The organism is Mycoplasma sp. 4013 (assembly GCF_054353875.1).
Genome location: NZ_JBTHHK010000014.1, coordinates 1 through 24,621, shown reverse-complemented (window position 1 = coordinate 24,621; position 24,621 = coordinate 1). Strand labels below are relative to the sequence as shown.

At 26.5% G+C, this 24,621-nt stretch carries 26 protein-coding genes; 12 read left to right on the top strand and 14 right to left on the bottom strand.

What is annotated here, in order from left to right; all coding sequences use genetic code 4:
* The 10 genes from ACXYRO_RS03880 to ACXYRO_RS03835 form a co-directional block, all read right to left on the bottom strand.
* The coding region (locus ACXYRO_RS03880) for a S8 family serine peptidase (RefSeq protein ID WP_458614374.1) at window positions 1–1,718 on the bottom strand (1,718 nt) is incomplete at its 3' end.
* 251 nt (window positions 1,719–1,969) lie between these two features.
* Window positions 1,970–2,356, bottom strand: coding sequence for a hypothetical protein (locus ACXYRO_RS03875; RefSeq protein WP_458597682.1), 387 nt, complete (start codon window positions 2,354–2,356; stop codon window positions 1,970–1,972).
* 357 nt (window positions 2,357–2,713) lie between these two features.
* Window positions 2,714–2,947 carry a hypothetical protein gene (locus ACXYRO_RS03870; protein WP_458597680.1) on the bottom strand — a complete coding sequence of 78 codons (234 nt, stop codon included), beginning with the start codon at window positions 2,945–2,947 and terminating at the stop codon, window positions 2,714–2,716.
* A gap of 230 nt (window positions 2,948–3,177) precedes the next feature.
* Entirely contained in the window at window positions 3,178–3,933 is a 756-nt protein-coding gene (locus ACXYRO_RS03865) for a hypothetical protein (protein ID WP_458597678.1), read from the bottom strand.
* A gap of 1 nt (window position 3,934) precedes the next feature.
* A complete protein-coding gene (locus tag ACXYRO_RS03860; protein ID WP_458614373.1) occupies window positions 3,935–5,950 on the bottom strand; it encodes a S8 family serine peptidase in 2,016 nt (671 codons plus the stop codon).
* A 228-nt stretch (window positions 5,951–6,178) separates the two neighbouring features.
* Entirely contained in the window at window positions 6,179–7,585 is a 1,407-nt protein-coding gene (locus ACXYRO_RS03855) for a hypothetical protein (protein WP_458614372.1), read from the bottom strand.
* Window positions 7,560–8,126, bottom strand: a complete 567-nt coding sequence (locus tag ACXYRO_RS03850; RefSeq protein ID WP_458614371.1) for a hypothetical protein — start codon at window positions 8,124–8,126, stop codon at window positions 7,560–7,562. The genes ACXYRO_RS03855 and ACXYRO_RS03850 overlap by 26 nt, the downstream gene beginning before the upstream one ends.
* 27 nt (window positions 8,127–8,153) lie before the next feature.
* On the bottom strand, window positions 8,154–9,434 hold the full coding sequence (locus ACXYRO_RS03845) for a S8 family serine peptidase (RefSeq protein ID WP_458614370.1): 1,281 nt from the start codon (window positions 9,432–9,434) through the stop codon (window positions 8,154–8,156).
* Complete coding sequence (locus ACXYRO_RS03840) at window positions 9,425–9,610, bottom strand: hypothetical protein (RefSeq protein WP_458614369.1); 186 nt, start codon at window positions 9,608–9,610, stop codon at window positions 9,425–9,427. The genes ACXYRO_RS03845 and ACXYRO_RS03840 overlap by 10 nt, the downstream gene beginning before the upstream one ends.
* 242 nt (window positions 9,611–9,852) lie before the next feature.
* Window positions 9,853–10,599, bottom strand: a complete 747-nt coding sequence (locus ACXYRO_RS03835) for a hypothetical protein (RefSeq protein ID WP_458614368.1) — start codon at window positions 10,597–10,599, stop codon at window positions 9,853–9,855.
* 328 nt (window positions 10,600–10,927) lie between these two features.
* Between ACXYRO_RS03835 and ACXYRO_RS03830 the strand changes: the two genes are divergently transcribed.
* From ACXYRO_RS03830 to ACXYRO_RS03795, 8 genes are read left to right on the top strand one after another with little or no spacing between them, the layout of a single operon-like run.
* Window positions 10,928–11,566, top strand: coding sequence for a beta/alpha barrel domain-containing protein (locus ACXYRO_RS03830; protein WP_458614367.1), 639 nt, complete (start codon window positions 10,928–10,930; stop codon window positions 11,564–11,566).
* On the top strand, window positions 11,566–12,204 hold the full coding sequence (locus tag ACXYRO_RS03825) for a hypothetical protein (protein WP_458614366.1): 639 nt from the start codon (window positions 11,566–11,568) through the stop codon (window positions 12,202–12,204). The genes ACXYRO_RS03830 and ACXYRO_RS03825 overlap by 1 nt, the downstream gene beginning before the upstream one ends.
* Window positions 12,194–12,865 carry a hypothetical protein gene (locus ACXYRO_RS03820; RefSeq protein ID WP_458614365.1) on the top strand — a complete coding sequence of 224 codons (672 nt, stop codon included), beginning with the start codon at window positions 12,194–12,196 and terminating at the stop codon, window positions 12,863–12,865. The genes ACXYRO_RS03825 and ACXYRO_RS03820 overlap by 11 nt, the downstream gene beginning before the upstream one ends.
* Window positions 12,858–13,154 carry a hypothetical protein gene (locus ACXYRO_RS03815; RefSeq protein ID WP_458614364.1) on the top strand — a complete coding sequence of 99 codons (297 nt, stop codon included), beginning with the start codon at window positions 12,858–12,860 and terminating at the stop codon, window positions 13,152–13,154. Before ACXYRO_RS03820 ends, ACXYRO_RS03815 begins: the two co-directional genes overlap by 8 nt.
* A gap of 8 nt (window positions 13,155–13,162) precedes the next feature.
* Entirely contained in the window at window positions 13,163–13,612 is a 450-nt protein-coding gene (locus tag ACXYRO_RS03810) for a PTS sugar transporter subunit IIA (RefSeq protein WP_458614363.1), read from the top strand.
* Window positions 13,602–13,877 (top strand): PTS sugar transporter subunit IIB, encoded by a 276-nt coding sequence (locus tag ACXYRO_RS03805; protein ID WP_458607613.1) that lies wholly within the window; start codon window positions 13,602–13,604, stop codon window positions 13,875–13,877. The genes ACXYRO_RS03810 and ACXYRO_RS03805 overlap by 11 nt, the downstream gene beginning before the upstream one ends.
* Before the next feature lie 9 nt (window positions 13,878–13,886).
* Complete coding sequence (locus tag ACXYRO_RS03800) at window positions 13,887–15,419, top strand: PTS ascorbate transporter subunit IIC (RefSeq protein WP_458614362.1); 1,533 nt, start codon at window positions 13,887–13,889, stop codon at window positions 15,417–15,419.
* Window positions 15,412–17,352 (top strand): transketolase-like TK C-terminal-containing protein, encoded by a 1,941-nt coding sequence (locus tag ACXYRO_RS03795; protein ID WP_458614361.1) that lies wholly within the window; start codon window positions 15,412–15,414, stop codon window positions 17,350–17,352. The genes ACXYRO_RS03800 and ACXYRO_RS03795 overlap by 8 nt, the downstream gene beginning before the upstream one ends.
* Before the next feature lie 23 nt (window positions 17,353–17,375).
* On the opposite strand, the gene rsmA is transcribed toward ACXYRO_RS03795, so the two are convergent.
* Genes rsmA through mnmE form a run of 3 tightly spaced genes read right to left on the bottom strand, consistent with a single transcriptional unit; the run spans window position 17,376 to window position 20,307 of the window.
* Window positions 17,376–18,152 (bottom strand): 16S rRNA (adenine(1518)-N(6)/adenine(1519)-N(6))-dimethyltransferase RsmA, encoded by a 777-nt coding sequence (gene rsmA / locus ACXYRO_RS03790; protein ID WP_458614360.1) that lies wholly within the window; start codon window positions 18,150–18,152, stop codon window positions 17,376–17,378.
* Window positions 18,152–18,955 (bottom strand): TatD family hydrolase, encoded by an 804-nt coding sequence (locus ACXYRO_RS03785; protein ID WP_458614359.1) that lies wholly within the window; start codon window positions 18,953–18,955, stop codon window positions 18,152–18,154. Before ACXYRO_RS03785 ends, rsmA begins: the two co-directional genes overlap by 1 nt.
* Window positions 18,955–20,307: a tRNA uridine-5-carboxymethylaminomethyl(34) synthesis GTPase MnmE gene (gene mnmE / locus ACXYRO_RS03780; RefSeq protein ID WP_458597657.1), complete on the bottom strand. Its 1,353-nt coding sequence runs from the start codon at window positions 20,305–20,307 to the stop codon at window positions 18,955–18,957. The genes ACXYRO_RS03785 and mnmE overlap by 1 nt, the downstream gene beginning before the upstream one ends.
* Window positions 20,308–20,468: 161 nt before the next feature.
* Here mnmE and ACXYRO_RS03775 point away from each other — a divergent pair, with 161 nt between their 5' ends.
* The 4 genes from ACXYRO_RS03775 to dnaJ are packed head-to-tail and all read left to right on the top strand — an operon-like array spanning window position 20,469 to window position 23,530.
* Window positions 20,469–20,915, top strand: a complete 447-nt coding sequence (locus ACXYRO_RS03775) for an MG284/MPN403 family protein (RefSeq protein WP_435128739.1) — start codon at window positions 20,469–20,471, stop codon at window positions 20,913–20,915.
* Window positions 20,896–21,969, top strand: a complete 1,074-nt coding sequence (locus tag ACXYRO_RS03770) for a hypothetical protein (protein WP_458614358.1) — start codon at window positions 20,896–20,898, stop codon at window positions 21,967–21,969. Before ACXYRO_RS03775 ends, ACXYRO_RS03770 begins: the two co-directional genes overlap by 20 nt.
* On the top strand, window positions 21,953–22,363 hold the full coding sequence (locus tag ACXYRO_RS03765; RefSeq protein ID WP_458597655.1) for an MHO_1590 family protein: 411 nt from the start codon (window positions 21,953–21,955) through the stop codon (window positions 22,361–22,363). Before ACXYRO_RS03770 ends, ACXYRO_RS03765 begins: the two co-directional genes overlap by 17 nt.
* A gap of 51 nt (window positions 22,364–22,414) precedes the next feature.
* Window positions 22,415–23,530, top strand: coding sequence for a molecular chaperone DnaJ (gene dnaJ / locus ACXYRO_RS03760; protein ID WP_458614357.1), 1,116 nt, complete (start codon window positions 22,415–22,417; stop codon window positions 23,528–23,530).
* 15 nt (window positions 23,531–23,545) lie between these two features.
* On the opposite strand, the gene ACXYRO_RS03755 is transcribed toward dnaJ, so the two are convergent.
* On the bottom strand, window positions 23,546–24,355 hold the full coding sequence (locus tag ACXYRO_RS03755; protein WP_458614356.1) for an HAD hydrolase family protein: 810 nt from the start codon (window positions 24,353–24,355) through the stop codon (window positions 23,546–23,548).
* Window positions 24,356–24,621: the final 266 nt, after the last annotated feature.

Genomic DNA, 24,621 nt, shown 5'->3' with positions numbered 1-24,621 from the left:
TTTTCCTTTGATAATCTTGCTCCTTCAACTGAATTAGCTATAACACCACCTAAAAGTCCTAAAAACCATCATCAATTTACATTTGCATTGTAACTTGGTGAATTTTCAGGTGTCTCTAATAAACCAGCATTAAACAATCAAGAACTTGCTCCTTTAATTTTTTTACCTTTTGGAACATAAAACGAACTAGTTCATAAAACAAAATCATTATCGGATTTCGAAACTTCTTTAGTTACTAAATTATCTGCAGCTTCTAGCATATTTTCAAAATCTACAATGCCAGAACCATATTTTTGAGTATACCCATTCGCTTTGTAGTTAAGATTATTTACTTTTGGAGTTCTGGATGAAGCAGCTATAATCGCTTTAATTGATTGTAATCTGATTTTGTCCTTATTTAAGAAATCTCTTTCTCTTAATAATGTTGAAACTAGACCTGTAACAACGGGAGATGCAAAACTTGTACCAAGTGTATCTAAATAATTTCACTCACCTTTACTATTTTTATGTCATCTTTTATATAAATATCCTGGAGCAACCACATTAGGTTTAGAAGTGGAAACATAGCCATTTTGTAATAAATAATTAGAATATTCTGCTATTGATTCAGTAGGTTTTTGTGTGAATTCGTTAAAATCAAGTGCTCCTACTACTAAGTTATTAGGTGAAAGTGTATAACCGTTTAATCATTCGTTTTCTTTTTCTTTTTCATCATTTCCGTTTCCAGATGCAAATATGTTTACAACTCCATATTTTCTAGAAATATAATCTAAAAATAAATTATTTTCATCATATTTTGTTCATTCGTCATCATATTTCATACCATAACTATGATTTATAACTCTTACACCTTTTTCTTTAACCATTCATTCAATAGTTTTTTGTCATTCGGCATTTTTAGTAAATGATGAAAAGAAAAGTTTTGAATATCTATCATATCCTTTTTCACCTGCTGTAATATTAGAAACTTCGTTTGCATGGTGACTTTTCTCGATATTTTTAACTGTATCTTGAAATTCTATACCATATCTCTGGAAATTTTGTAATTTTAACAAATCGACACTTCCATTAACTTCTATAACACCAACATTTCCTTTTTTATTTCAATATCTGCTATTTTCTCTTTCTATTTGTTTTTTAAAGTTTACTATGTCTAAGTCTTTTGAATTATCTATTGTAATATCACGATTATAATAAACATCTGATTCTTCTTCTTTTTCATTATCTAAATTATCTGTATTAAATAATTGAATATTTTGTATTTCGTTTGGAAATACAATACCTTTATAAATTTCTTTTTTATCTATAATACTTTTGAGAAATTCTTTTCTTTGATTTTCGTTATCAAAATAGAATCAAACTATTGGCATCATTGAGCTTGCTTGATAACTTTTGAAATATAAATTTGATTTCTTAATGTTTTCTATGAATTCATCGTTTTTTTGGTCGGTTAAGTTTTCATCCATAACTGAATTGTTTGCTTCATAATTCAATAAAAGTTTTAATTCATAATTATTGTTTACAGGAACATTCCTCACTGAGTTAAAAAGTTGTCCGTTTTTATTTATACGAACTTCTAATTTATTATTTTGATATCCTAAATATCAAGGTTTTTCTTGATTTTTTAATACATTTGTAGTTGTTAATGTTGCTATACTAGCAACTGATGTAGTTAAAATACCACTAAATAAAAATATTTTTTTAATTTGCTTTTTCATATTACTCCTTTTATTTTTAGTAAGAAATAAATTTCTCTTTAATTTTTTACACTCTTATTATACATAAAAAAGGGAGAAATTTCAAAAAAAATTTTGTGAAAAACTTAGAAAATGTGCAAAATCTGTGAAAAAGAAGTTTCAATAATTGAGTATAAAAATTTTTGTGTAAATTAGTTTTTTAATTAATGGTTTATGTTTTAAATATTGTGATTTTTTATAAATTTAGAAATCCTACATTTCTTACCTGCATGTTAAAATTTGTTCGGTGTAGTAACCATAGAGTAATGGTTATTTTTGTTTGCTCTAACTCACTTGACTCAATTTATATATTTCACTAAATTCTTGCTTGAAACATTTTTGTAAATATTTCCCCAATTCTCTAATTTTGAATGGTAAATGTTTACATTTTGGATGTAATATTTAGTTTTTCAATTTGCTTTCATATTGTAATTTAAATTATCATTAAAAATCCTTGGTTTTCTTTGTATTACTTCAACGATAAACAGCTTACCGTCTATTTTGTTAACAAAATCACTATAAGCATTTTCACCATCTGTTAAAAATTGTATAGATTCTGTATTCGTAATTTTATATTTGAAAGCATTATAAAGTTTTTTTAACGGAAGATCTTCCAGCACCTAAGTATTGAATTGTGATATTTCTATTTCGATCAACTATTGTAGAAAGACAATGTTTTTCTAACTAATGCCCCTTTGAAGTAAAATACATGGATTTCCCACTTTTTCCTGCTTTTCCTCAGATTCCAACATTGAAATTTTCTTTTCTTACATTATTAAAGTATATTTCATCTAATTCAGTTATTCCACTACTGATTCGTTTTCATATTACTTTGATTTTATAAAATCTAGTAATTTGTGTCTTCAAAGAAAAGGAGTTTTAAATTTATCCCACAAATTTCTGCAGTTGCAGAAGGGGGGATAATTTCTTTAAATGACAATCAAAAAACAGAGGATATTTTGCTCTGCGTGTTTTTCCTAAATGTTCAAAAACTGTTCCTGTGCAAAATCGCTAAGTTTTTTCTTGCAATCATAACCTCTATAATGCGGCATATTATTAGTTGCTCCGTGTTTATGAATATTAACAGAACCACAACTTGTGCAGAATTTAGGTTTTTCAAACTTAATATCCTTACTATTGTTTCACGAACTAATATAAGAAACAAACATATTTTTAACATTTTCTGGTAAATCAACAAAAAATTCATTCATTAGCTTTTGATTTAATTTCTTTCATTTCTTGTTCAACTCTACTGTGATTTTTCATAATTTTTTAAAATTTAACACAGTTATAACAAATACCGTCTCAAATTGATTATTAAAATTTGTTTAACCAAGTGATGTGGTCAAAAATGTTAATAGTTATAGTTCAAAGTTATATAAATGCAGGAAACTAGTAATTTTTACTAGCTTCCTGCATTTATAAAGTTTATATGTATAAATTATATATCACTAGTTTTTAAAGATATTGTCTCATAAAAATATTGGTAAAGGTCTTTTATTTGATGATTACTTGGATTTTTAATAACAGTAATGGTTCTAGATTTATCAATATATTTTACATTCATTGTTATATGTACTTCATATGTGCTTTTTTTATCATCAAAATTTGCACCTAATTGCTCTAAATTAATAAATAAAAATTTTAAATTCGTTGCATCGTCTTTTTTGTAATCTGGAACTAAGTTATATTGTGATGTTGCTAAATTATTTTTACCAGCTTCATTCATTAACAAATTTTTAGTCTTAAAGAATTCATCAATATCTTCATTATTTAAATAAATCTTTTGAAACTCTTCTTTGTTCATTTGTTTTAGTTTTTCAGTTGTTAGAGTGTTAATGTCAAAATCAACTTTGTCTTTAAATGTTTGATAATATTTCTTAACATAATTTAAATTAAATTTATCTAAAAATAATCGATTAAGTTCTTCAACTGATTTAATAAATACATATTTATCTTTGAACAAGGGTTCAAACTTACCATTATTTTCTTTGTTATTTTCTCACATATAAGAAAAATAATTTTCTCCAATATTTTTAATAGAATTTTGCTTTTTATTGTATTCGATATATCAATCAAAATCCTTGAAATTTTTAATAAAATATTCCTTGTTATTTGCGGTGTTTCCACAACTAGCAACAATTAAAGGTGTTAATGCAGAAAAAAGAAAAACTCATTTTTTTATAAAATTCTTCATACTATTTTTCCTGCACTGTATATGTTAATGCTAAACTATCATTAATTGAATTATTAAATAATACATCTGAATATTTTTTAACTTTTAATTGATAAATGCCTGATTCGGGTGTTATATATTCAAGGATTTCATCATTAGAATTAATTGATGTAATACTTTTAACTACTTTTCAATTACCATCCCTATCTTTTTTTTCTAAATATAAATCATAATCAGAAAATAACTTATCTTGCTGTTTTTGATTTACTGTTATTAAATTAAGTCTTTCTTCATCTATATGTGTTTCAAGTCATTGTGCTTTTTCTTTTGATAATCTTGCTCCTTCAACTGAATTAGCTATAACACCACCTAAAAGTCCTAAAAACCATCATCAATTTACATTTGCATTGTAACTTGGTGAATTTTCAGGTGTCTCTAATAAACCAGCATTAAACAATCAAGAACTTGCTCCTTTAATTTTTTTACCTTTTGGAACATAAAAGGAACTAGTTCATAAAACAAAATCATTATCAGATTTTGAAACTTCTTTAGTTACTAAATTATCTGCCGCTTCAAGCATATTTTCAAAATCTATAATACCGGAACCATACTTTTGAGTATACCCATTCTCTTTGTAGTTAAGATTACTTACTTTTGGAGCTCTTGATGAAGCACCTATGATAGCTTTTATTGCTTGTAATCTAATTTTGTCTTTATTTAAAAAATCTTTTTCTCTTAATAATGTTGAAACTAAACCTGTAACAACAGGAGATGCAAAACTTGTCCCATTTGTATCTAAATAATTTCACTCACCTTTACTGTTTTTATGCCATCTTTTATATAAATATCCTGGAGCAACAACATTAGGTTTAGAAAGTGATGTATAAGCACTTCTTAATAAATAATTAGAATATTTTGCTATTGATTCAGTAGGTTTTTGATCTATTTCATCAAAATCTAATGCACCAACTACTATATTATTAAGAGAAAGTGTGTCACCATTAATTCATTCATTTTGTTTTTCCCTTTCATCATTTCCATTCCCGGAAGAAAATATATTTACAACTCCATATTTTCTTGATATATAATCTAAAAATAAATTATTTTCGTCATATGATACACGTCTGTTATCTTTTCTCTCACCATAACTATGATTTATAACTCTTACACCTTTTTCTTTAACCATTCATTCAATAGAGCTTTGTCATTCTGAATCGTTAATATGAGTAGAAAAGAAAAGTTTAGAGTATCTATCATAACCTTTCATTCCTGTTGTTATATTTGAAACTTCGTTTGCATGGTGACTTTTTGAAAATTTTGAAGTATTATATAATTCGATACCAAATCTATTAAAATTTTGTAACTTACTTTCGTCTATACTTCCTATTACTTCTAAAACACCAACATTTCCTTTTTTATTTCAATATCTGCTATTTTCTCTTTCTATTTGTTTTTTAAAGTTTACAATGTCTAAGTCTTTTGAATTATCTATTGTAATATCGCGATTATAGTAAACATCTCAATCGATTTCTTCTTCTTCTTTATCTGAACTGTTGCTTTTAGATAATTCTAGATTTTGTATTTCGTTTGGAAATACAATACCTTTATAAATTTCTTTTTTATCTATAATACTTTTGAGAAATTCTTTTCTTTGATTTTCATTATTAAAATAGAATCAAACTATTGGCATCATTGAACTTGTTTGATAGCTTTTGAAATATAAATTTGATTTTTTAATGTTTTCTAAGAATTCATTGTTTTTTTGGATGGTTCAGTTTTCATCCATAACTGAATTGTTTGCTTCATAATTCAATAAAAGTTTTAATTCATAATTATTGTTTACAGGTACATTCCTGACAGAATTAAATAGTTGTCCGTTTTTATTTATACGAACTTCTAATTTATTATTTTGATATCCTAAATATCAAGGTTTTTCTTGATTTTTTAATATATTTGTAGTTATTAATGTTGCTATACTAGCAACTGATGTAGTTAAAATACTACTAAATAAAAATATTTTTTTAATTTGCTTTTTCATATTGCTCCTTTTATGTTTTATTAAGAAATAAATTTCTCTTTAATTTTTTACATTCTTATTCTACATAAAAAAGGGAGAAATTTCAAAAAAAATTTTGTGAAAAACTTAGAAAATGTGCAAAATCTGTGAAAAAGAAGCTTCAATAATTGAGTATAAAAATTTTGTGTAAATTAGTTTTTAATAATGGTTTATGTTTAAGGTAGGCCTCGGTGTCCTACATAAGAAAATTTACTTTTTTATTACTTTTATGGTTTTGTTCTCTCTAACCAAAAAGTCATTTGCTTCCTTAAAGCTTAACACAGTTTTTATATTTAACTTATAATCATTTGGTATTAAGATAATATTATAAAAAAGTTTAATTTGATTTTGATTCTTATCGATTTTATCTGGATTGATAGTGAAATTATAACTAAATAACGATGCATTTATTAAACCTAAGGAAACAGATTTTTCGTTATTATTTTTATTTAATTTTAGTATATGTGATGGTGTTTTAAAATAATCTCCAAGAGTGCTGAATAATTGCGTATAAAATAGAAGTCTGTTGTTTTTTAAAATATCAATAATTTTTTGATTATTTAAAAATATTTTTTCAAATTTTGTTGTAAGTTCATCGGGAGTAATAAGAAAATTTTGTTTCGCAGCAAGAATTTGTAAAGGAGTGATAATAAGTTGATAAAATTCATCTATATTTGTGATAATTTTGATACCTTGATTCAATTCTCAGTCTGAAATTGTATCATTAGTCAATTTACCTAAAAAATTAATTTCTTTATAAATCTCAGATTGATTATTGCTTACAGATGTAATTAAATGCTCTATATTATCTTCTTTATTTATATAAATAAAATCTGCTTCTTTATATAAAGCAGAAAGTAATTTTTCGTTTTGTTCTTTGTCTGTTTTTAAAAGAGCAAATTCCTTATCTTTGGGTACTAAAAATGCTGAAAATATATGTCTGTTTGGTCTAAGATCGGTAGTTGAAACTAATGATACTCTATTATTTATATAATATGGTTCTGCTTTTAGAGCATAAACAACATCTATATTTGATTTATCTTCATCTATAAGAATATAATCGTATCCAAATGAACTTCAATTATCTTTTTGTTCAGTTATTATAATATCGTTATCTTTAAGAATATTACTTATATTTTTGTTATTTAAAAAATCATTTTCAAATATTTCTACTATTTGCTTGTCTGTTAAAGTTTTATTTAAACCCAGATAAGTATACAAATTGTTAATAAGGGAGACGATATTCATATAAAAATCTTGCTCAGTTTTAATACGGAGAAAATCATCTTTTATAAATTTAAAATTAGAATTAAATCGTTTTTCATTACGATTTCGTTTGTTAAAAAGTTGTAATATAAATTGGTCAAATAAAACACTATTAGAAGTTATAATGCTCTGTTGCTGTTGCTTCAATTTAATAAGATTCACAAAGAAAGGAGTTTTTAAGTTAATACTTTCTAGATATTCAGGTTCGCTTAACTGTATTTTAGGTAAAGTTTCTTGTTTATTTTCCGATCCCTTATTAACTTCAACCTTAGATCCACATGCAAAAGACACAGAAGTGTATATTGGCAATGAAGTGATTAGAAATCTAATTATTTTCTTTTTGAATGACATATGTAAATGCTATTAAATCCTTTATTGAATATTTGTAAAAAGAACTTCAAAAACCTGTAACTAATAACCTAAAAACTCCGTCGTGATTTACTTTATATTCTATAAGTTCATCATTTGAATCGTTTGAATTAGAAGTATCAATAGTAATTCATTTACCATCAACAAATTCTTGAAGTGATAAGTTATAATCAGAAAAACCTTTATAATTATCAGAATAAGATTGTGAAATTCCGAATTTTTTTAGTTGTTTGTATAAAAATGGACCATAAAACTCATTAGTTAATTCATTTTTATTTTCTAGTGTTTTCGCATGTTCTTTAAAAGGACCGTTATATGTTCTTGTATCAGCATTAGGATATATAAGTGGAAACCCAGAATGACCGAATAATGAAGTTATTCCAGCATTAAATAGTCATGATAATGCTGCTTTTATGGTATCACCTTTTGAAGCATTAAAATGTTTGCTTTCTTTATTTATAGAATCTAGAAAACCAAAGTCAGTTGCAGAAAAAGTTTCAATATTTTTAGCAGCAATTAACATATTATTAAAATCTGGAATCCCTGCACCCTATTTATCACTAAATCCGTTTTTGTTTTTTGTATGTTCTTTGTCGCTTATCGAAATAGCAGCTGCACTTAGGATACTTTTAATTACTGGAATTCTAAATTCATTATTTAAATTAGGTTTTAATTTTAATAATGTTGAAATTAATCCGGTTATTGCAGGAGCAGCAAACGATGTTCCTTCTCTACCATCACTATCTTTAAAATTAAAATAACCTGGAGCAACAACTAGGGGTTTTGCTGGACCACCATTAGCATTATCTGTTTTATAATTTGAATATAATGCTAATTTGTTGTTTTTGACTGGAAATTTATAGTTTTTATCAAGGGCACCGACAGTTATAGAATTGTATGAAAGAGAATAATTATTGATTCAACCAGAATTTTGATCACCGATATTTTCGTTTCCGGCAGAAATAACATTAATCACTCCATACTTGCGCGATAAATAATCTAACAAGAAACTCTCTTCAGAATAAAATCTGTTATATCAATCTTTTTCCATACCATAGCTATGGTTAATTATTCTAATACCATAATATTTAATTAATTTTTCCAATTTAGTTTGTCAGTTGCCATTTCTAGAGTTGAATGAAGCAATATATAATTTTGCTGATTTATCAAAACCTTCTTCACCACCAATAATTGATGATACTTTTAACGAATGCTCTCATGTATTATTTTTGTTATCTATATCATTATTTAGAAATTCTACGGAAGTTGCGAAAAAATTATCTGTCTTAAATTTATCAAAAACACTACCAAATTCTAAAACTCCTACATCTAAACTGTTATTATCTGTCTCTGTTAAACTCTTTTTATATCCATTTTCAAAATTTAAGATTTTAAATATATCATTTTTGTTTAATATATCATATTTTGAAAAATTATACGAATTTGTATTACTTGAACCACCACCAGATGATCCAGTATATTTATCGAAATAAAGGTCAGAAAGAAAATTATCGTTTACTGTTGATTTGAGGATTTTCATATTATTTGTATATAAAATAATTTTTGCTATATTTTCATCTTCTTTAAGTGACTTAACAAACAATTCTCTCTGTTTTTCGTTATTAAAATAAAACCATACAATTGGTAATTCTTCACTTACTAGATAATTTTTAAATGAATTACCGGTAATTTTTACATTATTAATAAATTCGTTGCTCTTATAAAAAACTATATTAGGGTTCTGTGTGTCATCATTTAGGTTATATTGATGATTTAGTAAAATTTTAAGTTCAAAATTATTATCATTAAACCTTTTTTTAGTTAATGACAATTGATAGAAAATGAATCTCTAACTTCTATTTTAAATTCTTTAAAATTATCATACCAGTTCTCTGATATAGTTATTTTCTGATTAAAATTCTTATTTATGTTTGATGTAATTACCATTGGAACTATTGATGTAATAAATAATGAAGTTCCTATTAGCATCTTAATTTTCTTTTTCAATACAACTCCTTAATTTATTATAAATAACAACTACTAATAAAATAATAGTTGATTCTTAGATATAGCAAATATAAGGTTTAATATTTAAATTCATTTTAATTAGTTTTTTTAATATTTACACTCCTTTTATGCAATATCTAAATAAATAATAAACGAAAAATGTTGATAATATATAAAAGTAACAAAAAAAGCTTAATAAATTTCAATATTATTAATCTTTTTGCATATTATTTTTATACAATTTAGTTAATTAAATTCTTAGTAATGTTTCATAATTCGTTTATCCCTATTTTTTTAATTGATATGTTATTTATAAATCTTACAGCAGCGTGAATTAAAACTAATAAAGCTTCATTAGTATCTTTAAACTGCTGACTTTTAGCAGTCAGTTTTTGTGGTTGTCTTAAATAAAAATATAAACATCGATTTACAATTGACTTATAAAATAATTTTTTACCAAATCATCTATTTAATCTAGCAACAGAAATGTAGTCTTGAAAACGAATTTGTTGTTCGATAACCCCACTACGTTGTTTTTTGCGCTTTATTAAATATGAATTTTCAACAGAAAAATCGTTTATGCGATTTTTATCAAAATTGCTAAATTCTTGATCACTTATATGCATATTTACTTTAGTTTTAATATAAAAATATATATTAAAACTAATTAATGATAGATAAATTAAAAACAAACCAATATATACTCATATTATTCAAGTTTTATACCAAATTATGTTAATGATTTCTTCTTGTTGTTTTTCAGTGTAACTTTTTATTAAAATAACTTTTGCAGAAAATAATAATAAAAAAATAAAAGTTATGGTAGCAAAAAAAAGTAAGATTATTCAGTTATATAACATTCATGATTTAGTAGTTTTATAAATAACATTATTTATATAATATTTTCTTACATCGAAAGTGTCCTTTATGAATTTAAAGGAAAAAACAACTATTAATAACAAAATTAAGATCGAATATATATCTTTCATTATTCTCCTTATAAAATTATATATGAATATCTAATATAAATTTTTAATTTATTGATTAGATGTATTTTGGTTGATTTAGAAATATTTAATGCATTAATTTAGTTAAAAATATTGTAGCTTGAATGTTATATTTGCTTATGAGTGACTAGTTTACCATTTTTAAAATATATACTTATAAACTATTTTTTTATACTTGTTCAATTAAATTATCATAATGTGGCAAAAATATGAAAAAATATTCATCAATATCCTATATTACACAACTTTATTCGCTATATATATATATATATAGGAAGCATAAAATTATTTCTGGGTAATTGGAGATTTTATGAAATATTCACAATCTGTTGCTGCACTTAATTCATACATTTCGTTATCAAAACTTGATAGTTTAGTTAAAAATGGTATGAAACACATTCATATTGATTTTATGGATGGGGTTTATGTAAGTAATTTTGGGGTTACATTTGATCAAGCAGAGTTTTTAATTAATAGATATAAAAATGTGCATTTTGATGTGCATTTGATGTTAAATAATCCATATATTCATATCAAAAAACTAATTGATATAGGTTTTAAAACAATATTTATCCCTGCTGAAAAAGTAAATACAGAATTTTATAAAATCAAAAATAATTATCCACATATAGATTTTGGGATTATGCTACAAGCAAATGATGATCCAATAAACTATAAAAATATTATTATAAATTCACAAAAAATACTTTTAATGACAATTGATGTTATAGTAGGAACAGGAAAAAAGTTAAGTCCTAAACTTCTTGATAAAACAAAAACTATCAAAAATATCAACTCGAACATCAAAATATATAGCGATGGTGGTTTAAGAAAAGAAAATTCATATTTATTTAGTTTGCATAATATAGATGTAGCGATTGGTGGATCTATCATATACTCATTTGCAGATGGAAAAGATTTTTGTAATTGATGAAAGGATAATTTTTAATGACCTTTCAAACCATTATTATTATAGTTTTATCAACTTTATTAGGATTTATTTTAATAGGTGTTATTATCTGAAGAATTTGATTGAAAGCAAACAATAAGGATGCTAAAAATATCAATAACAATATAGGATACACATCAAAAGCAACAGTAGATAAGTTATTAATCTTAAAAAACCTTACTCAATCAAGTGTTTTAACCAATATTTTAATAAAAAACTCTTTTGCTAAAAAAGGATTTTCAATATTAAGTGGTGTTGTAATAACACAAGAAAAAATTTTTGTTATTAGCAACATTAAAACAAGTTCAAATTTTGAAAAAATAAAGATAGATTCAAACGGAATCTTGCTGCAAGCAAATAAAAAAAGTAAATATAAAGAAAACCTTAAAATGAGTTGATTAAATGAAATTAATAAATGAATGAAACATAAATTTAAAGACTTTTTTGAAATAATAATACTCATAGATGAAAATATATCATTTGAATTAATCGATAATAATAGTCCATATCGTACCTTAAATATAAACTCCCTTTCAAAAGAAATTTCACAGTTATCAAAAAAGAATTTAAATGCAGAAAAAGTTGTTGAGATGTTATTAAAAAGAAACTTATTTAAAAATAGCAATAATGCAATTTAACATCTTCGGTGCATTCGTTTTAATAATAATTTTACTCATTCAACTATTTATTCATTTTGTTTATTCGTTTAATTTAAAAATTAAATATCAAAGAGTTGGGTTGAATATTAATGATAGGTTTTTGGTTAAGTTAAAGCAAGATGTTGAAGCAAGACATCATAAATCTTTTGCTATCAGTTTAAAAACTTCTTATTTTAAAACATCATTGGATATTAAAAAATCAATTTTATATCTTGATAAGGATTATCTTGATTCAAATATATATGCTTTAGTAAACTTAGTTTATTTTTATTATAAAACAAAACAAACAAGTGCTAAATGAAATATAAACCAAGAAATTTTAAAGTGATTTGTATTTATATTAACAACTGTTTTATGAATAGTTTTAATGATGAACTTTTGAATTGCTTTTATTATGATTTTGTCTTTTATAATGATTGTAATAACAATAGATTTTGCAGTTAATTATAAATTATCTAAACAAATTTATATACTTACAAAAAATTATTTTATAGAAAATTTTTATAACCAACATCTTGTATTGATATTGAGTTATTTAAAGTATAAAAAATTATTTATCCTAAGCAAATATAGTAATTTTTATATCAAATTTATTAGTGAAATTGTTTATAAATTTAAGCATTGGGTAAATGATGAATAAAGAGAAAATTATTGAACATCTTATTTATAAATATGAAATGGATTTGGAGTATTTAAAATCATTAAATGATGAACAACTAAAAAAATTATATAAGCAAAAAGAAAATGAATCATTAATAATTGCTAAGAATCCAAATAAATTCTTTTATATTAAAAGTTTACCAGTACCAAAGGAATATAAGCACAAAACAACCACCAAAGGCGGAAAAATAATTTTCTTAACTTTTATCATAATGCTTATTTTGTTGTTTGTTTTGTTTATTACTGTCGCATTTATAAAATTTAAATAGGAGAAAAGATGAAATTATTTGATTTAAGTATGCTAGAGTTTCGAAAAGATATAACAGACTGAAAACAAGCAATCCATATCGGTGTAAAAATGCTAGTTGAAAATAAAAAAGCAACTTGAAAACTTGAAGAAATGATTTTAGAATCAACAACAAAATATGGGGCATATTATGTCTTAGAAAAAGGTATTGCTTTAGTGCATGCACCAGCAGGAGAACACTGCATTGAACCAGCAACATCAACATTAATTTTGGATAAAGAAATAGTTTTTAATGGCCAAAAAGAAAAAGCTGCAAAAATAATTATCACATTATCTGCTCCAGATAATGATTCTCATTTTCTGTTGATTTCACAGTTTGCACAATACTTTATGGATGTAGATTTCAAATCAAAAGCACTAGCAGTAAGTGATAAAAGTGAATTTATAAATTTATTAACAAGGAGTAAATATGAATTTTAGATGTGTATGTGGTTCTGGTTTGGGTTCATCGCTACTATTAGAGATGAATGTTAAATCAGTTTTAGATTCATTAGGTGTTGAATATGACAGTGTTGAACACACTAATATTTCATCATTTAGCAAAAATGGTGTAGATTATGTTGTAGTTGGAGCAGATGTTGCACCAGCACTAGATTTTCCGAAAGAAAAAATGGTTGTTTTAACTAACATATTATCAAAAACTGAATTAGAAACTAAGTTAAAAGCATTATTAAACTTAGTTTAGAAAGGATGTATGGCATTTTTATTATGATTGCTTGGATTTTTAAAGGCATTTGTTGGTACACCTGCCCTATTAGTTGGAATTTTTACAATGATAGGTGCTTTGGTGCTACGTAAGAAGGCATCCCAAGTAATAATTTCTACATTTAAAGTCATTGTTGGATTTTTAATCCTAGGTGGTGGAGCAGGTGTACTTGTTGGTTCACTTAATAAGTTTCAACCTGTTTTTGAATCAGTTTATGGATTAAATGGAATTATTCCAAACAATGATGCATTTGCAGGAGCACTTGCTCAAGCATTACCATCAATTGCTACCTTAGGTTCAATTGTAATGCTGGTAGCGATGCTGTTAAATATTGTTTTAGCACTTACATCAAGATTTAAATATGTTTATTTATCTGGACATGTGCTTTATTACAGTTCATTAATGTTAGCAGCAGTCATGTATGTCATTGGATTTGATTTTGAACATAAACCAGGCGACTTTGCTCTTGCTTTATTTACATCATCCGCTTTGATGGCAATTTATATGGTGCTTTCTCCTGCAGTCCAACAAAGATATATGAAACAAATTATTGGAAGCAACGAAATTGCACTAGGACATACTGGTGGATTCGGATATGCATTATCAGGTTTAATTGGAGAAGGAATTAATAAGTTAAAGAAAGGAAAAGTTTTATCAACTGAAGAAATTAAATTTCCCCAATCATTATTTTTCTTTAGAAATACTTTAGTTTCTATTTCCATAACTGTATTTGTTTTCTATTTAGCTGCCTTTTTACCAGGTGGTATCCTATATGAAATAGGTAAAATTAACGCTAAAAATGCACCTGCTGCATATGAAGTTTTAGCATCAGGAAACTGAGTTATTACAATGTTCGTGCAAGCGTTTACCTTTACAGCAGGGGTAGAAATAATTTTAGCAGGTGTAAGATTATTTGTTGGCGAACTAGTTCCGATGTATAAAGGATTTAGCGACAAATTAATTAAAAATTCTAAAGCCGCCGTGGATTGTCCGGTTGTATTTCCATATGCACCAAATGCTGTAATAATTGGGTTTATCTCTTCGTTTATTGCTGGTATAATAGGAATGTTCATCACAATTGGACTTGGTAAAGCGGCATTAATACCTGCAGTTGTACTACCAGGACTAGTTCCACACTTTTTCTTAGGTGCAACATCGGGGGTGTTTGGAAATATCAAAGGTGGTATCATTGGTGCAATTGTTGGACCATTTGTGGTAGGTTTAATTATCACATTCATTCCTGTAATCTTTGTAGCAGGAAATTGAGCTCCAACAGCAACCAATGAACTAGGGGTGCTAATTGAAAAAACATCTAAAAATATTTCTATAACATCACTTAACTGAGGAGATACTGATTACTTTATTGGATTTATTCCTGGTATCCTTGGTTTAATACCAAAAGTTGGTAAATTCGTAGCTTTTGGAGTAATTATTGCTGGTTATCTTGCTTTAGTCACAGATGGACTTATCAAAAGATTTGTTTTTGACAAAAGAAAGAAGGATCAACTACAAAATGCATAAAAAAAACTTTACCCATAAAGATTTCATTGCTAACATGCGTGCTGTAGCAATAGATGGAATTAATCACGCAAAACAAGGACATATCGGAATGGCACTTGGTGCTTCAGAAATATTTTATGCCATTGTTGGAGAAAGCTTAAAATTCTCACCAGAACATCCACATTGATTTAACCGTGACCGTTTTGTTTTATCAGCAGGACATGGTTCAATGGGACTTTATTCGTTATATCATTTGATGGGATTACTTAACTTAGAAGATATCAAACAACATAAAATGTATGATTCTAAAACACCATCACATCCAGAAATTGAAAAACTGGATTATATTGATGCATCAACTGGACCATTAGGGCAAGGGGTTGGTATGGCTGTTGGTATGGCTTTATCAAATAAACATTTATCAAATCGTTTCAACCGTGAAGGACATCGCATTATTAATCATAATGTTATTGCTCTTTGTGGAGATGGAGACTTTCAAGAAGGAGTCGCTCTTGAGGCATGTGCCTTTGCTGGAACCAATAAACTCGATTCATTGATTTTAGTGCATGATTATAATAATATGCAAATTGATACAGCTTCTGAAGAAGTAAATAATATCAATTTTGAAAAATATTTCAAAGCATTAAATTTCAATGTGCAAATTTTAAAAAACAATAATCCTGCTACAATTTTAACTGCATTAGAACATGCTAAAAAAAGCACACGTCCAAGTTACATCCAGGTTCCTACTACAATTGCTTTCGGAACTAAGGTTGCAAATTCACCTAAAGGACATAATGGAATTTTAGATGAAAAAGCGACAGTAGAATATAAACAAAATTTAGGTTTATCTTACACTAATCCGTTTGAATATGATCCAAATGCATATCAATTTGGCTCAAAATTATTAAAAACCAAACACGGATTTTATTCAAGATGAGAGAAGAAATTAGAAGCTTATCAAACTGAATTTCCTGAATTAGCAGCCGAATTAAAACAACTTATTAACAAAGAAAAACATTTTGATTTCAAAGATTTTCAATTTAAGCAAACTAGTCAAGCATCAAGAAACTATGTTGATGAAATTATGATTTATTTGGATAAAAATCACAAAAACTTCTTAGGAGGTTCTGCTGACTTAAGAGGGGCTACAAAAGTAGGATTTAACAGTGATCGTAATGTAAAATACGGAATTAGAGAGTTTGCAATGTTTGCAATTAACAACGGGATTGCATTACATTCTGGAATGCCAACATTTGGGGCAACATTCTTAGTTTTTGCCGATTATGGAAAGGCAGCATTGAGATTATCATCGATTATGCAACTGCCAAACATCGCTGTATTTAGTCACGATTCATATCAAGTTGGGGGAGATGGACCAACCCACCAACCGGTTGAACAACTTGCAACCTTAAGAAGTATTCCGAACTATCTAGTATTTCGTCCTTGTGATGAAAATGAGATGTTGAATTCATTTAAATATGCATTGAATTCAAAATCTACACCATCAGCAATTATTGCAACCCGTCAACCAATGAAGTCATTTAATTTACAAAAAGAAACATTTAAACCTGCCTACTTTATTTCACAAAATAAATCAGCTGTTGTAAATTTACTTGCATCAGGTTCAGAAGTTGAATTAGTATATAAAGCAGCAGAAGAACTAAAAAGAAGTGATATTGTTGCTAATGTGATTTCAGTTCCATCATTACAGTTATTGCTAGATGACAGTGAATTAATTTCAAAACTTGGGTTAGATAAACTTCCTAACTTTGCAGTTGAAGCATCAAATGATCCACTTTGATATAAATTAGCTTTATATCAAAAATTCGATGGACATTTTGCCAAAGATTTTGGTCACTCAGCACCTGGAGACTTTGTATATCATCTCAATGGGTTTACAAGTGAAAACATATTAACAAAAGTTAAAAGTTTTTTAGAAAAATGCAAATAAAACATCTGGCTTAGGCCAGATTTTTATATTCGTTTATTTAAATATTGATATAGTAAAATCACTTGTTCTATTGGAATCTCTTGGATTCGTATGTTTTCGTGCATTTTAAGACAGTTATAAGCAAATTGTATATCAGACATCGAATAAACACTTTTTAATGCACTTATAAGCTTCTTACGACGGTTTATAAAGCACAGTTTAAAAAATTCTTTATACATATTTCAGGTGTAGTTATCAATATTATCTTTAAATTCTAAGGAAATAATTGCTGAATCTACTTTTGGAGCAGGGGAAAAACAAGAAGCAGAAACCACAAATTCTATTTTTACATTTGCTAAAAATTGACATGAAAGAGAAAGTTTGGAATATTCTTTACTTTTATAATTTGCAACAATACGCTGAGCTACTTCTTTTTGCACCATCAAAATCACCTTTGAAAATTTATCTCGATGTTCAAAAATTTTAAAAAGAATATCAGTTGTGATATAGTAAGGAATATTTGCAACAATAATGCTTTTAGGTAGATTTGATAAATCGGCTTTCAAAAAGTCTTTCTGGTAGATAAATAAGTTTTCTGTATTGATATTTTCTTTCAAAAAAATTACCATATCCGGATCAATTTCGTATGCAGATACAGATTTAGCAATTTTAATAAGTTGAGATGTTAATGCACCTCTACCTGGACCTATTTCAACAATATAATCGGATGCTTCAACAAGAATAATAATTTTATTAATAATATTTTTATCAATTAAGAAGTTTTGTCCAAACTTCTTTTTAGCATATACCGCATTTTTCATTATAAGTTAAATAACTTCCTTAAATTTCGATTAATTCGATCTACAAGCTTATCCATTCCGAATGATTTTAAACCTGCAAGATAATAAGTAACATAAACAACTGTATTAGGCTCATTTATTCGGTTACGATATGGATGTACCCTTAAATAAGGAGAATCAGTTTCAATTAAAATTCGATCAAGTGGAAGCATTTTAATAACATCTCTGGTTTTATCAGCAGAACCAAAAGTTATTACACCACTAAAAGAAAAGTAAAGATTCTTAAACTCCATAAATTTCTTTGCTCAATATAAATCTCCTGCAAAAGTATGTAACATACATTTTAAATTTGGATATTTTTTTAATATCTCATAGACATCTCGGTAAGCTTGATATACATTTTCTTTATCACGGATATGAATAACAGCAGGAAGATTATATTTATTTGCTAATTTTATTTGATTTTCAAAACTAAGCAATTGTTTTTCTTTTGATAAACCATCTTCATAATAATAATCTAAACCTATTTCACCGATTCCTACAATTAAATTTTGATGTTCATTTAGAAGTTTTTCAACTTGCAGATAGTCATTTTCACCTTCACCAGATTCGGGGTGGATACCGATGCAAGCTTTTATAAAATGATATTTCAAAGCAAGATCGATACATTCAAGATTGTTTTTGTGAGAACCCCCGTTATTAATTATAAATTCAATATTGTTGCTGTTAATGTCAGCAACAATATTTTCAATCTCTTCTTTTTTATAATACTCTGTAAACAAATGACAATGAGCGTCGATAAATTTGTTTTTTTTATTTGACATTATTTTCCTAAACAAAAGTTTGCAAACATCACATCTAAAAGGTCTTCGCGATTAGCGTTTCCTTTGATATTTTGCAACTCATCTCAAGCATTATATAAATCAATAATAATCACATCATAAGTTTGATCGTTTTGTAAGGATTTTCTTGCTTCCTTGATTGAATTTAGTGCAGATTTTATTAGTGATAATTGACGAGTGTTATTAAAAATTCTTTCATCAAAAATGTTAATATCTGCAAAGTTCTTAACCATTGCTTCTTCAAGCTCTTTGATGTCATTATTCAAAGCAGAAACATTAACAATGTTAGTATTTTTATTATTAACCAAATCCGATTTATTTTGAACTTTTATATAAAATTTCCCTAGTTTTTGACTCTCTTTAAAAATCATTTCATCAAATTCATCTTCTTTTTGACTTGGATCAAGGATGTGAACCACTAAATCAGCTTTTTGAATTTGCTCAAGTGATTTTTTTATCCCAATTTGTTCAATTACTTCTGTTGTTTTTCTTAATCCTGCTGTATCAATAAGTTTAAATAAAATCCCATTAATTTGATAACTTGCTTCAACTAAATCCCTGGTGGTTCCTGCAATATCAGTTACAATTGCTTTTTCTTCGCTTAATAATGTATTTAAAATGCTGCTTTTACCAACATTAGGTTTACCTAAAAGAGCAACATGAACTCCGTCAAAAATGTATCTACTATCTTCAGAAACTTTTACAATTTGCTCAAGTTTTGTAATTAAATTTTCAACTTTTTCAAGCATCAAAGGAGTAGAAACTTTTTCAACATCTTCATATTCAGGATAATCAATATTTACTTCACAAATACCAATTAATAAAGCTAAATCATTAGAAAATTCATCAATCAGTTGTGATGCTTTACCGTTAAATTTATTTACACTTGCAAATGCTTGTGAAGTAGTTTGTGACATAATTAAATCATGTATCGCCTCTGCTTTAACTAAATCCATTTTACCGTTTAAAAATGCTCTACGGGTAAATTCACCTTTTTCTGCTAATCTGCAACCATTTGCTAAAAGTAGTTCTAATACCTTATTTGTTACTACAATTCCACCGTGACAATTAATTTCAATCAAGGGTTCACCAACATAATTGTTATAAATTATTTTTCCTTTCGATTCTTTACCGACAAACCACATTATCAAGACTTCATCAACTAAAATATCGTTATCAAAAATATGACCATATGTAATTTGATGATCATCTCCAACCTTACCATTAAAAATTTTTTTAACTATCTTAACGGCATCTGGACCTGCTACACGAACAATAGAAATCGGTTGATTTATTCGTGAACCACTACTAATTGCTGCTATATTTTCGTTCATTTTCTTATTATATAAAATTATATATTTATGTAAAAAAAATGTGGAATTTCAATTAAAAATTCCCGTATTAGTCCGTATTTAGTTCGTCTGTAATAATTTCCATAATTTTATATTTATAAATGTTATAAATTAAAAGGGGAAACCTCAGAAAAAGGAAAACTATGGCAGAAATAAAACCGTACGTAGATGATCAATTTGTATTTAAAATTGACTTAAAAAAAGACACATTATTAAAGAACAAAAACAACTATAATTTTAAACTAAAAATTATGAAATCCTTATTTGATTCATATGAAAAATATTTAGATCATATTCGTAAGAAATTGATTAGGATTCGTTTTAATACCTTAGAGACAGAAGAAAATAGGATTGCTGAATTAAAAAATTTTGAAAGAAAACTAAATGATAAAAATGATATTATTCACACAATTTTAAATTATCTTACACCACGAAATGCTTGGATTATTGAAAAATGCTATTTAGATCGTGCAACTAGGAGTAAAACAACTTGATATGAAGAACACTTTTCTAAAACAACCTTTTATAAGTATAAAAAAGATGCAATTAATCAGTTTGTAGGTTACTTTTATGATTCCTTATTATTATAATTATGATGATGTCCAGCGAAGCAGTGAGTTAATTGTTGAAAATGTTACATATAATATTGAAGATAATCAAGTTGTAAAAACATTTAACAGAAATTTTGAAATAGAAATTATAAGAAATTTAGGTGCAAAGAAAACTGTAATTTTGTTTCGAACTTTAAATGGTGCAAATGCAGTTGAAAATCTTCATAAATACAAAGTGCATATTTTTTATGGTAATAAAGATCACGATATCTTTGATGCAAGTTTGCAAAGATTTGGTTTAATTTATGATTTAACTAATGAGAACAAGCAAATTTCGATAGTTTTAGCAACCGATGATGATAAACCTTTAAGAAAAATCAAAATCCAAGAAAATCATATTAAAAATTATGTTGATAATTTAATCATAAAAGAAAATTTAGCAAAACTTTTAATCCCTTATTCTATTACTTATCGTATTCATAATAAAAAGTTAGAGATTAGCAAAAGGTATTGGAATGTCTTTTTAACTTTTGATGATTTAAATACATCAAAAGGTGTGACAACACCTTTAAAATTATATGTTTATCGCGATAAATCATATGATGAAAAAATAGAAAAATATCTACCAAACTCCACGTCTTTTAATGTAATAAAAAGTAATTATGCAGCAAGTTTTGATAAAGATAAAAAAGAGCAAAAGATAGAATTAGCAGATAAAAAAGTAGCAGGAATTAATAAGATAAGCTACAATTTTGATTTTGTTACATCTGCAAAGGCAGAAGATGCAAAATTGATTCAAAAAATTGATAATTCAGTTGTAGTAAATAAAAACTTTTCAGGTGAGTTGAATTCTAAGTTTTACATTGAAACAAATTATGCAAAGTTTATAATCAACCGCAAACAAAACTTTAAAGCATTGAGCAAACCAAGTAAAGCGAATTCATTAATTATTCAAGAATTGCCGATAAATAATTCAGAAGAATTTAAAAAACAAATTTTTAAATACTCTGTTTTAATTGAGAAACTCTATGACATAAATACTTTTAAACTTAATCAGTGAATTAAAAGAAAGAAAAATGAAGAAGATTTATAAATTCACAATATCTATATTAGTAGGCTTTTCGATTGCAGGAGTTGGTTATGGAATATACACAGTAGTAAATAAAAAAGAAGAAGTTAAAGAAGAGAATACTAATAAAGAAGATACGGTTCCTATTAAAGAGAAAGAGATAGCAACATCTTTTCCAATTCTAGAACCTAGGTATTTTGCTAAATATGTTCAAGAAGACGAGTATGGTAATTATATTTTAGATAAAAAAATAGTTGAAGAAATAATCAAAGATATTATCCGTAGGTTTGCTAAGGAAAAAGGGCAAATTGATTTTAATTATGAACAAATAAATGAAAAAGAAATACTTTTATTATTAAAATATAGTGATAAAAGTGATAGTGAGATTAAAAAGTATCTTATTAAATTAGAAGAATAAAAAATTAAAAAATTAGCAAATAAACAAAAAATGTGCTAAAATTTAAATACTATGAGTACAAAGAGAGATTATTATGAAGTTTTAGGAGTAAGTAAAACAGCAAGCGAGCAAGAGATTAAATCAGCTTATCGTTCGTTAGCTAAAAAATATCACCCAGATAAATCAACTGATGCAGATAGTCATACAAAGATGCAGGAAATAAATGAAGCATATGAAGTGCTTTCAGATTCTAAAAAACGTAGTGCATATGATCAATTTGGACATGCTGGAGCAAATGGACAATATGCAAATGGAGCAAATTATTCGGATTTTGCAAGTAGTTTCGAAGGGTTTGGTGATATTTTTGAATCAATATTTTCAGGTTTTGGTGGTGGTTCTCGCAAAACAAGCAATCAACCACGAAAGGGTCAAGATATCCATGCAACAATGGAAATTACTTTTATGCAATCTTTAATGGGTGAAAATATTAAACAAAAGATGTATAAAAATGAAACATGTTTACATTGCGGTGGAAGTGGAGCTGAAAGTGCATCTGATATCCAAACTTGTTCAACATGTAGAGGTAGTGGTCATGTAACCAAAGTGGCACGTGGTATCTTTGGACAAATGCAACAGCATGTTGTTTGTGGAACTTGTGGTGGAGTTGGTAAAAGAATAGTTAAAAAATGTAGTGTATGTCGTGGTAACAAATATGAAAGACAACTTAAAACTGTTAACTTACAAATCCCACAAGGAATAGATGATGGTAGAGAATTAAGACTCGATGGTTATGGTGAACCAGGAATTAATGGTGGATCATCAGGAGATATGTATATTCAAATACGTATTAAACCACATAAACATTTTAAACGCAAAGATAATGATTTATATTTAAATTATCCAGTATCAGTTTTCGATGTGCTAGCAGAAAGAGATGTTATTATTCCTACACCTTATGGCGATGTAAGTTATACATTAAAAAGAAGTTATGTATCTGGTCAAGAAATTAGAATTCCAGGTAAGGGCGTTAAAAACAAATATGGAGTTGGTAATTTAATTGTTATTTTAAGTTTTATAGTTCCTGATATTTCCAGAAAAGAAGCAAAACTACTTAATGAAGTTCTTGCACAGATTTCAGATACAACTAATTCTGATATTTATAAACAAATTCAAAAGACATTAAAATAGGCAGATAAAATCTGCTTATTTTATAAATTGCTCTATATAACGAGCTAATCCAGATTCAGAACAAGGAAATTTTGTAACTTGATCAGCAATTTCTTTTAATTCAGGAACAGCATTAGCCATAGCAACTAATTTACCAATATGTTCTTTAGCAGATGCATCATTCATTGAATCACCGATATGCATTGCTTCTTTTGGATCAATTCCCCATAATTCACATAATCTTGCCTCTTCTGCACCCTTAGAAATACCTACATTTGTTATTTCGATAATATTGTTACTTCCAGATAATGAAACATTTAATTTTCCATCAAATTTTTCGCTTCATTTTTCAGCTAATCTTAAAATTTTATTTTTTGAAGGACTTCAAATTAATGCTTTAGCAGGTTCGAAATCTTTATTATATTGTGAATATTTTTTTGCTGTTTTTTTACCAAAACCCATTACTAGACGATAAAATCAGTTTTTGGTATATGCATGTTCTCTTGGATTAGAATCATAAACAACAAAGCATTTATTTTTCTTTATTTCATCAAATAATTCATTAGCAATATCTTTTGGAATAACAACTGAATGGACAACTTGTCCATTTATAACTGTTTGAGCACCATTTCAAGCAATATAAGAGCTTGAACCTAAACTTTGAACAATAGCAAGAGTTTTAGGATTAACCCCACGTCCTGTTGAAACTACAATAGGAATAAAATTTTGAACTTTTTTAACTATTTCCTTAGTAAATTCGGTTACTTCTTTTTGTCAAAACTTTTCTCCAGGACCATCAATTGCTGTTCCATCTAAGTCAATAAAAATAATTTTAGGTTTATTCATAAATTAATTATACAAAATTATAATTTACTATAAAATACTGCTATAAAAAAAATTTTATGAATTTCTTTTATAAAATGAAAAAATAATATAATTTTGCATTAGAAAATAAAAGTAAAAACTTTTTAAAGAAAAAAATCTTTTATTTTTAGTAAAAATACTATAATAACAGTATAGAAGACATTTTAAGTAGATATGTATGCATATATTTCATATATATATATATATATATACGTGTCAATCGAAGGAGTGTCATATGAGTATAAAAT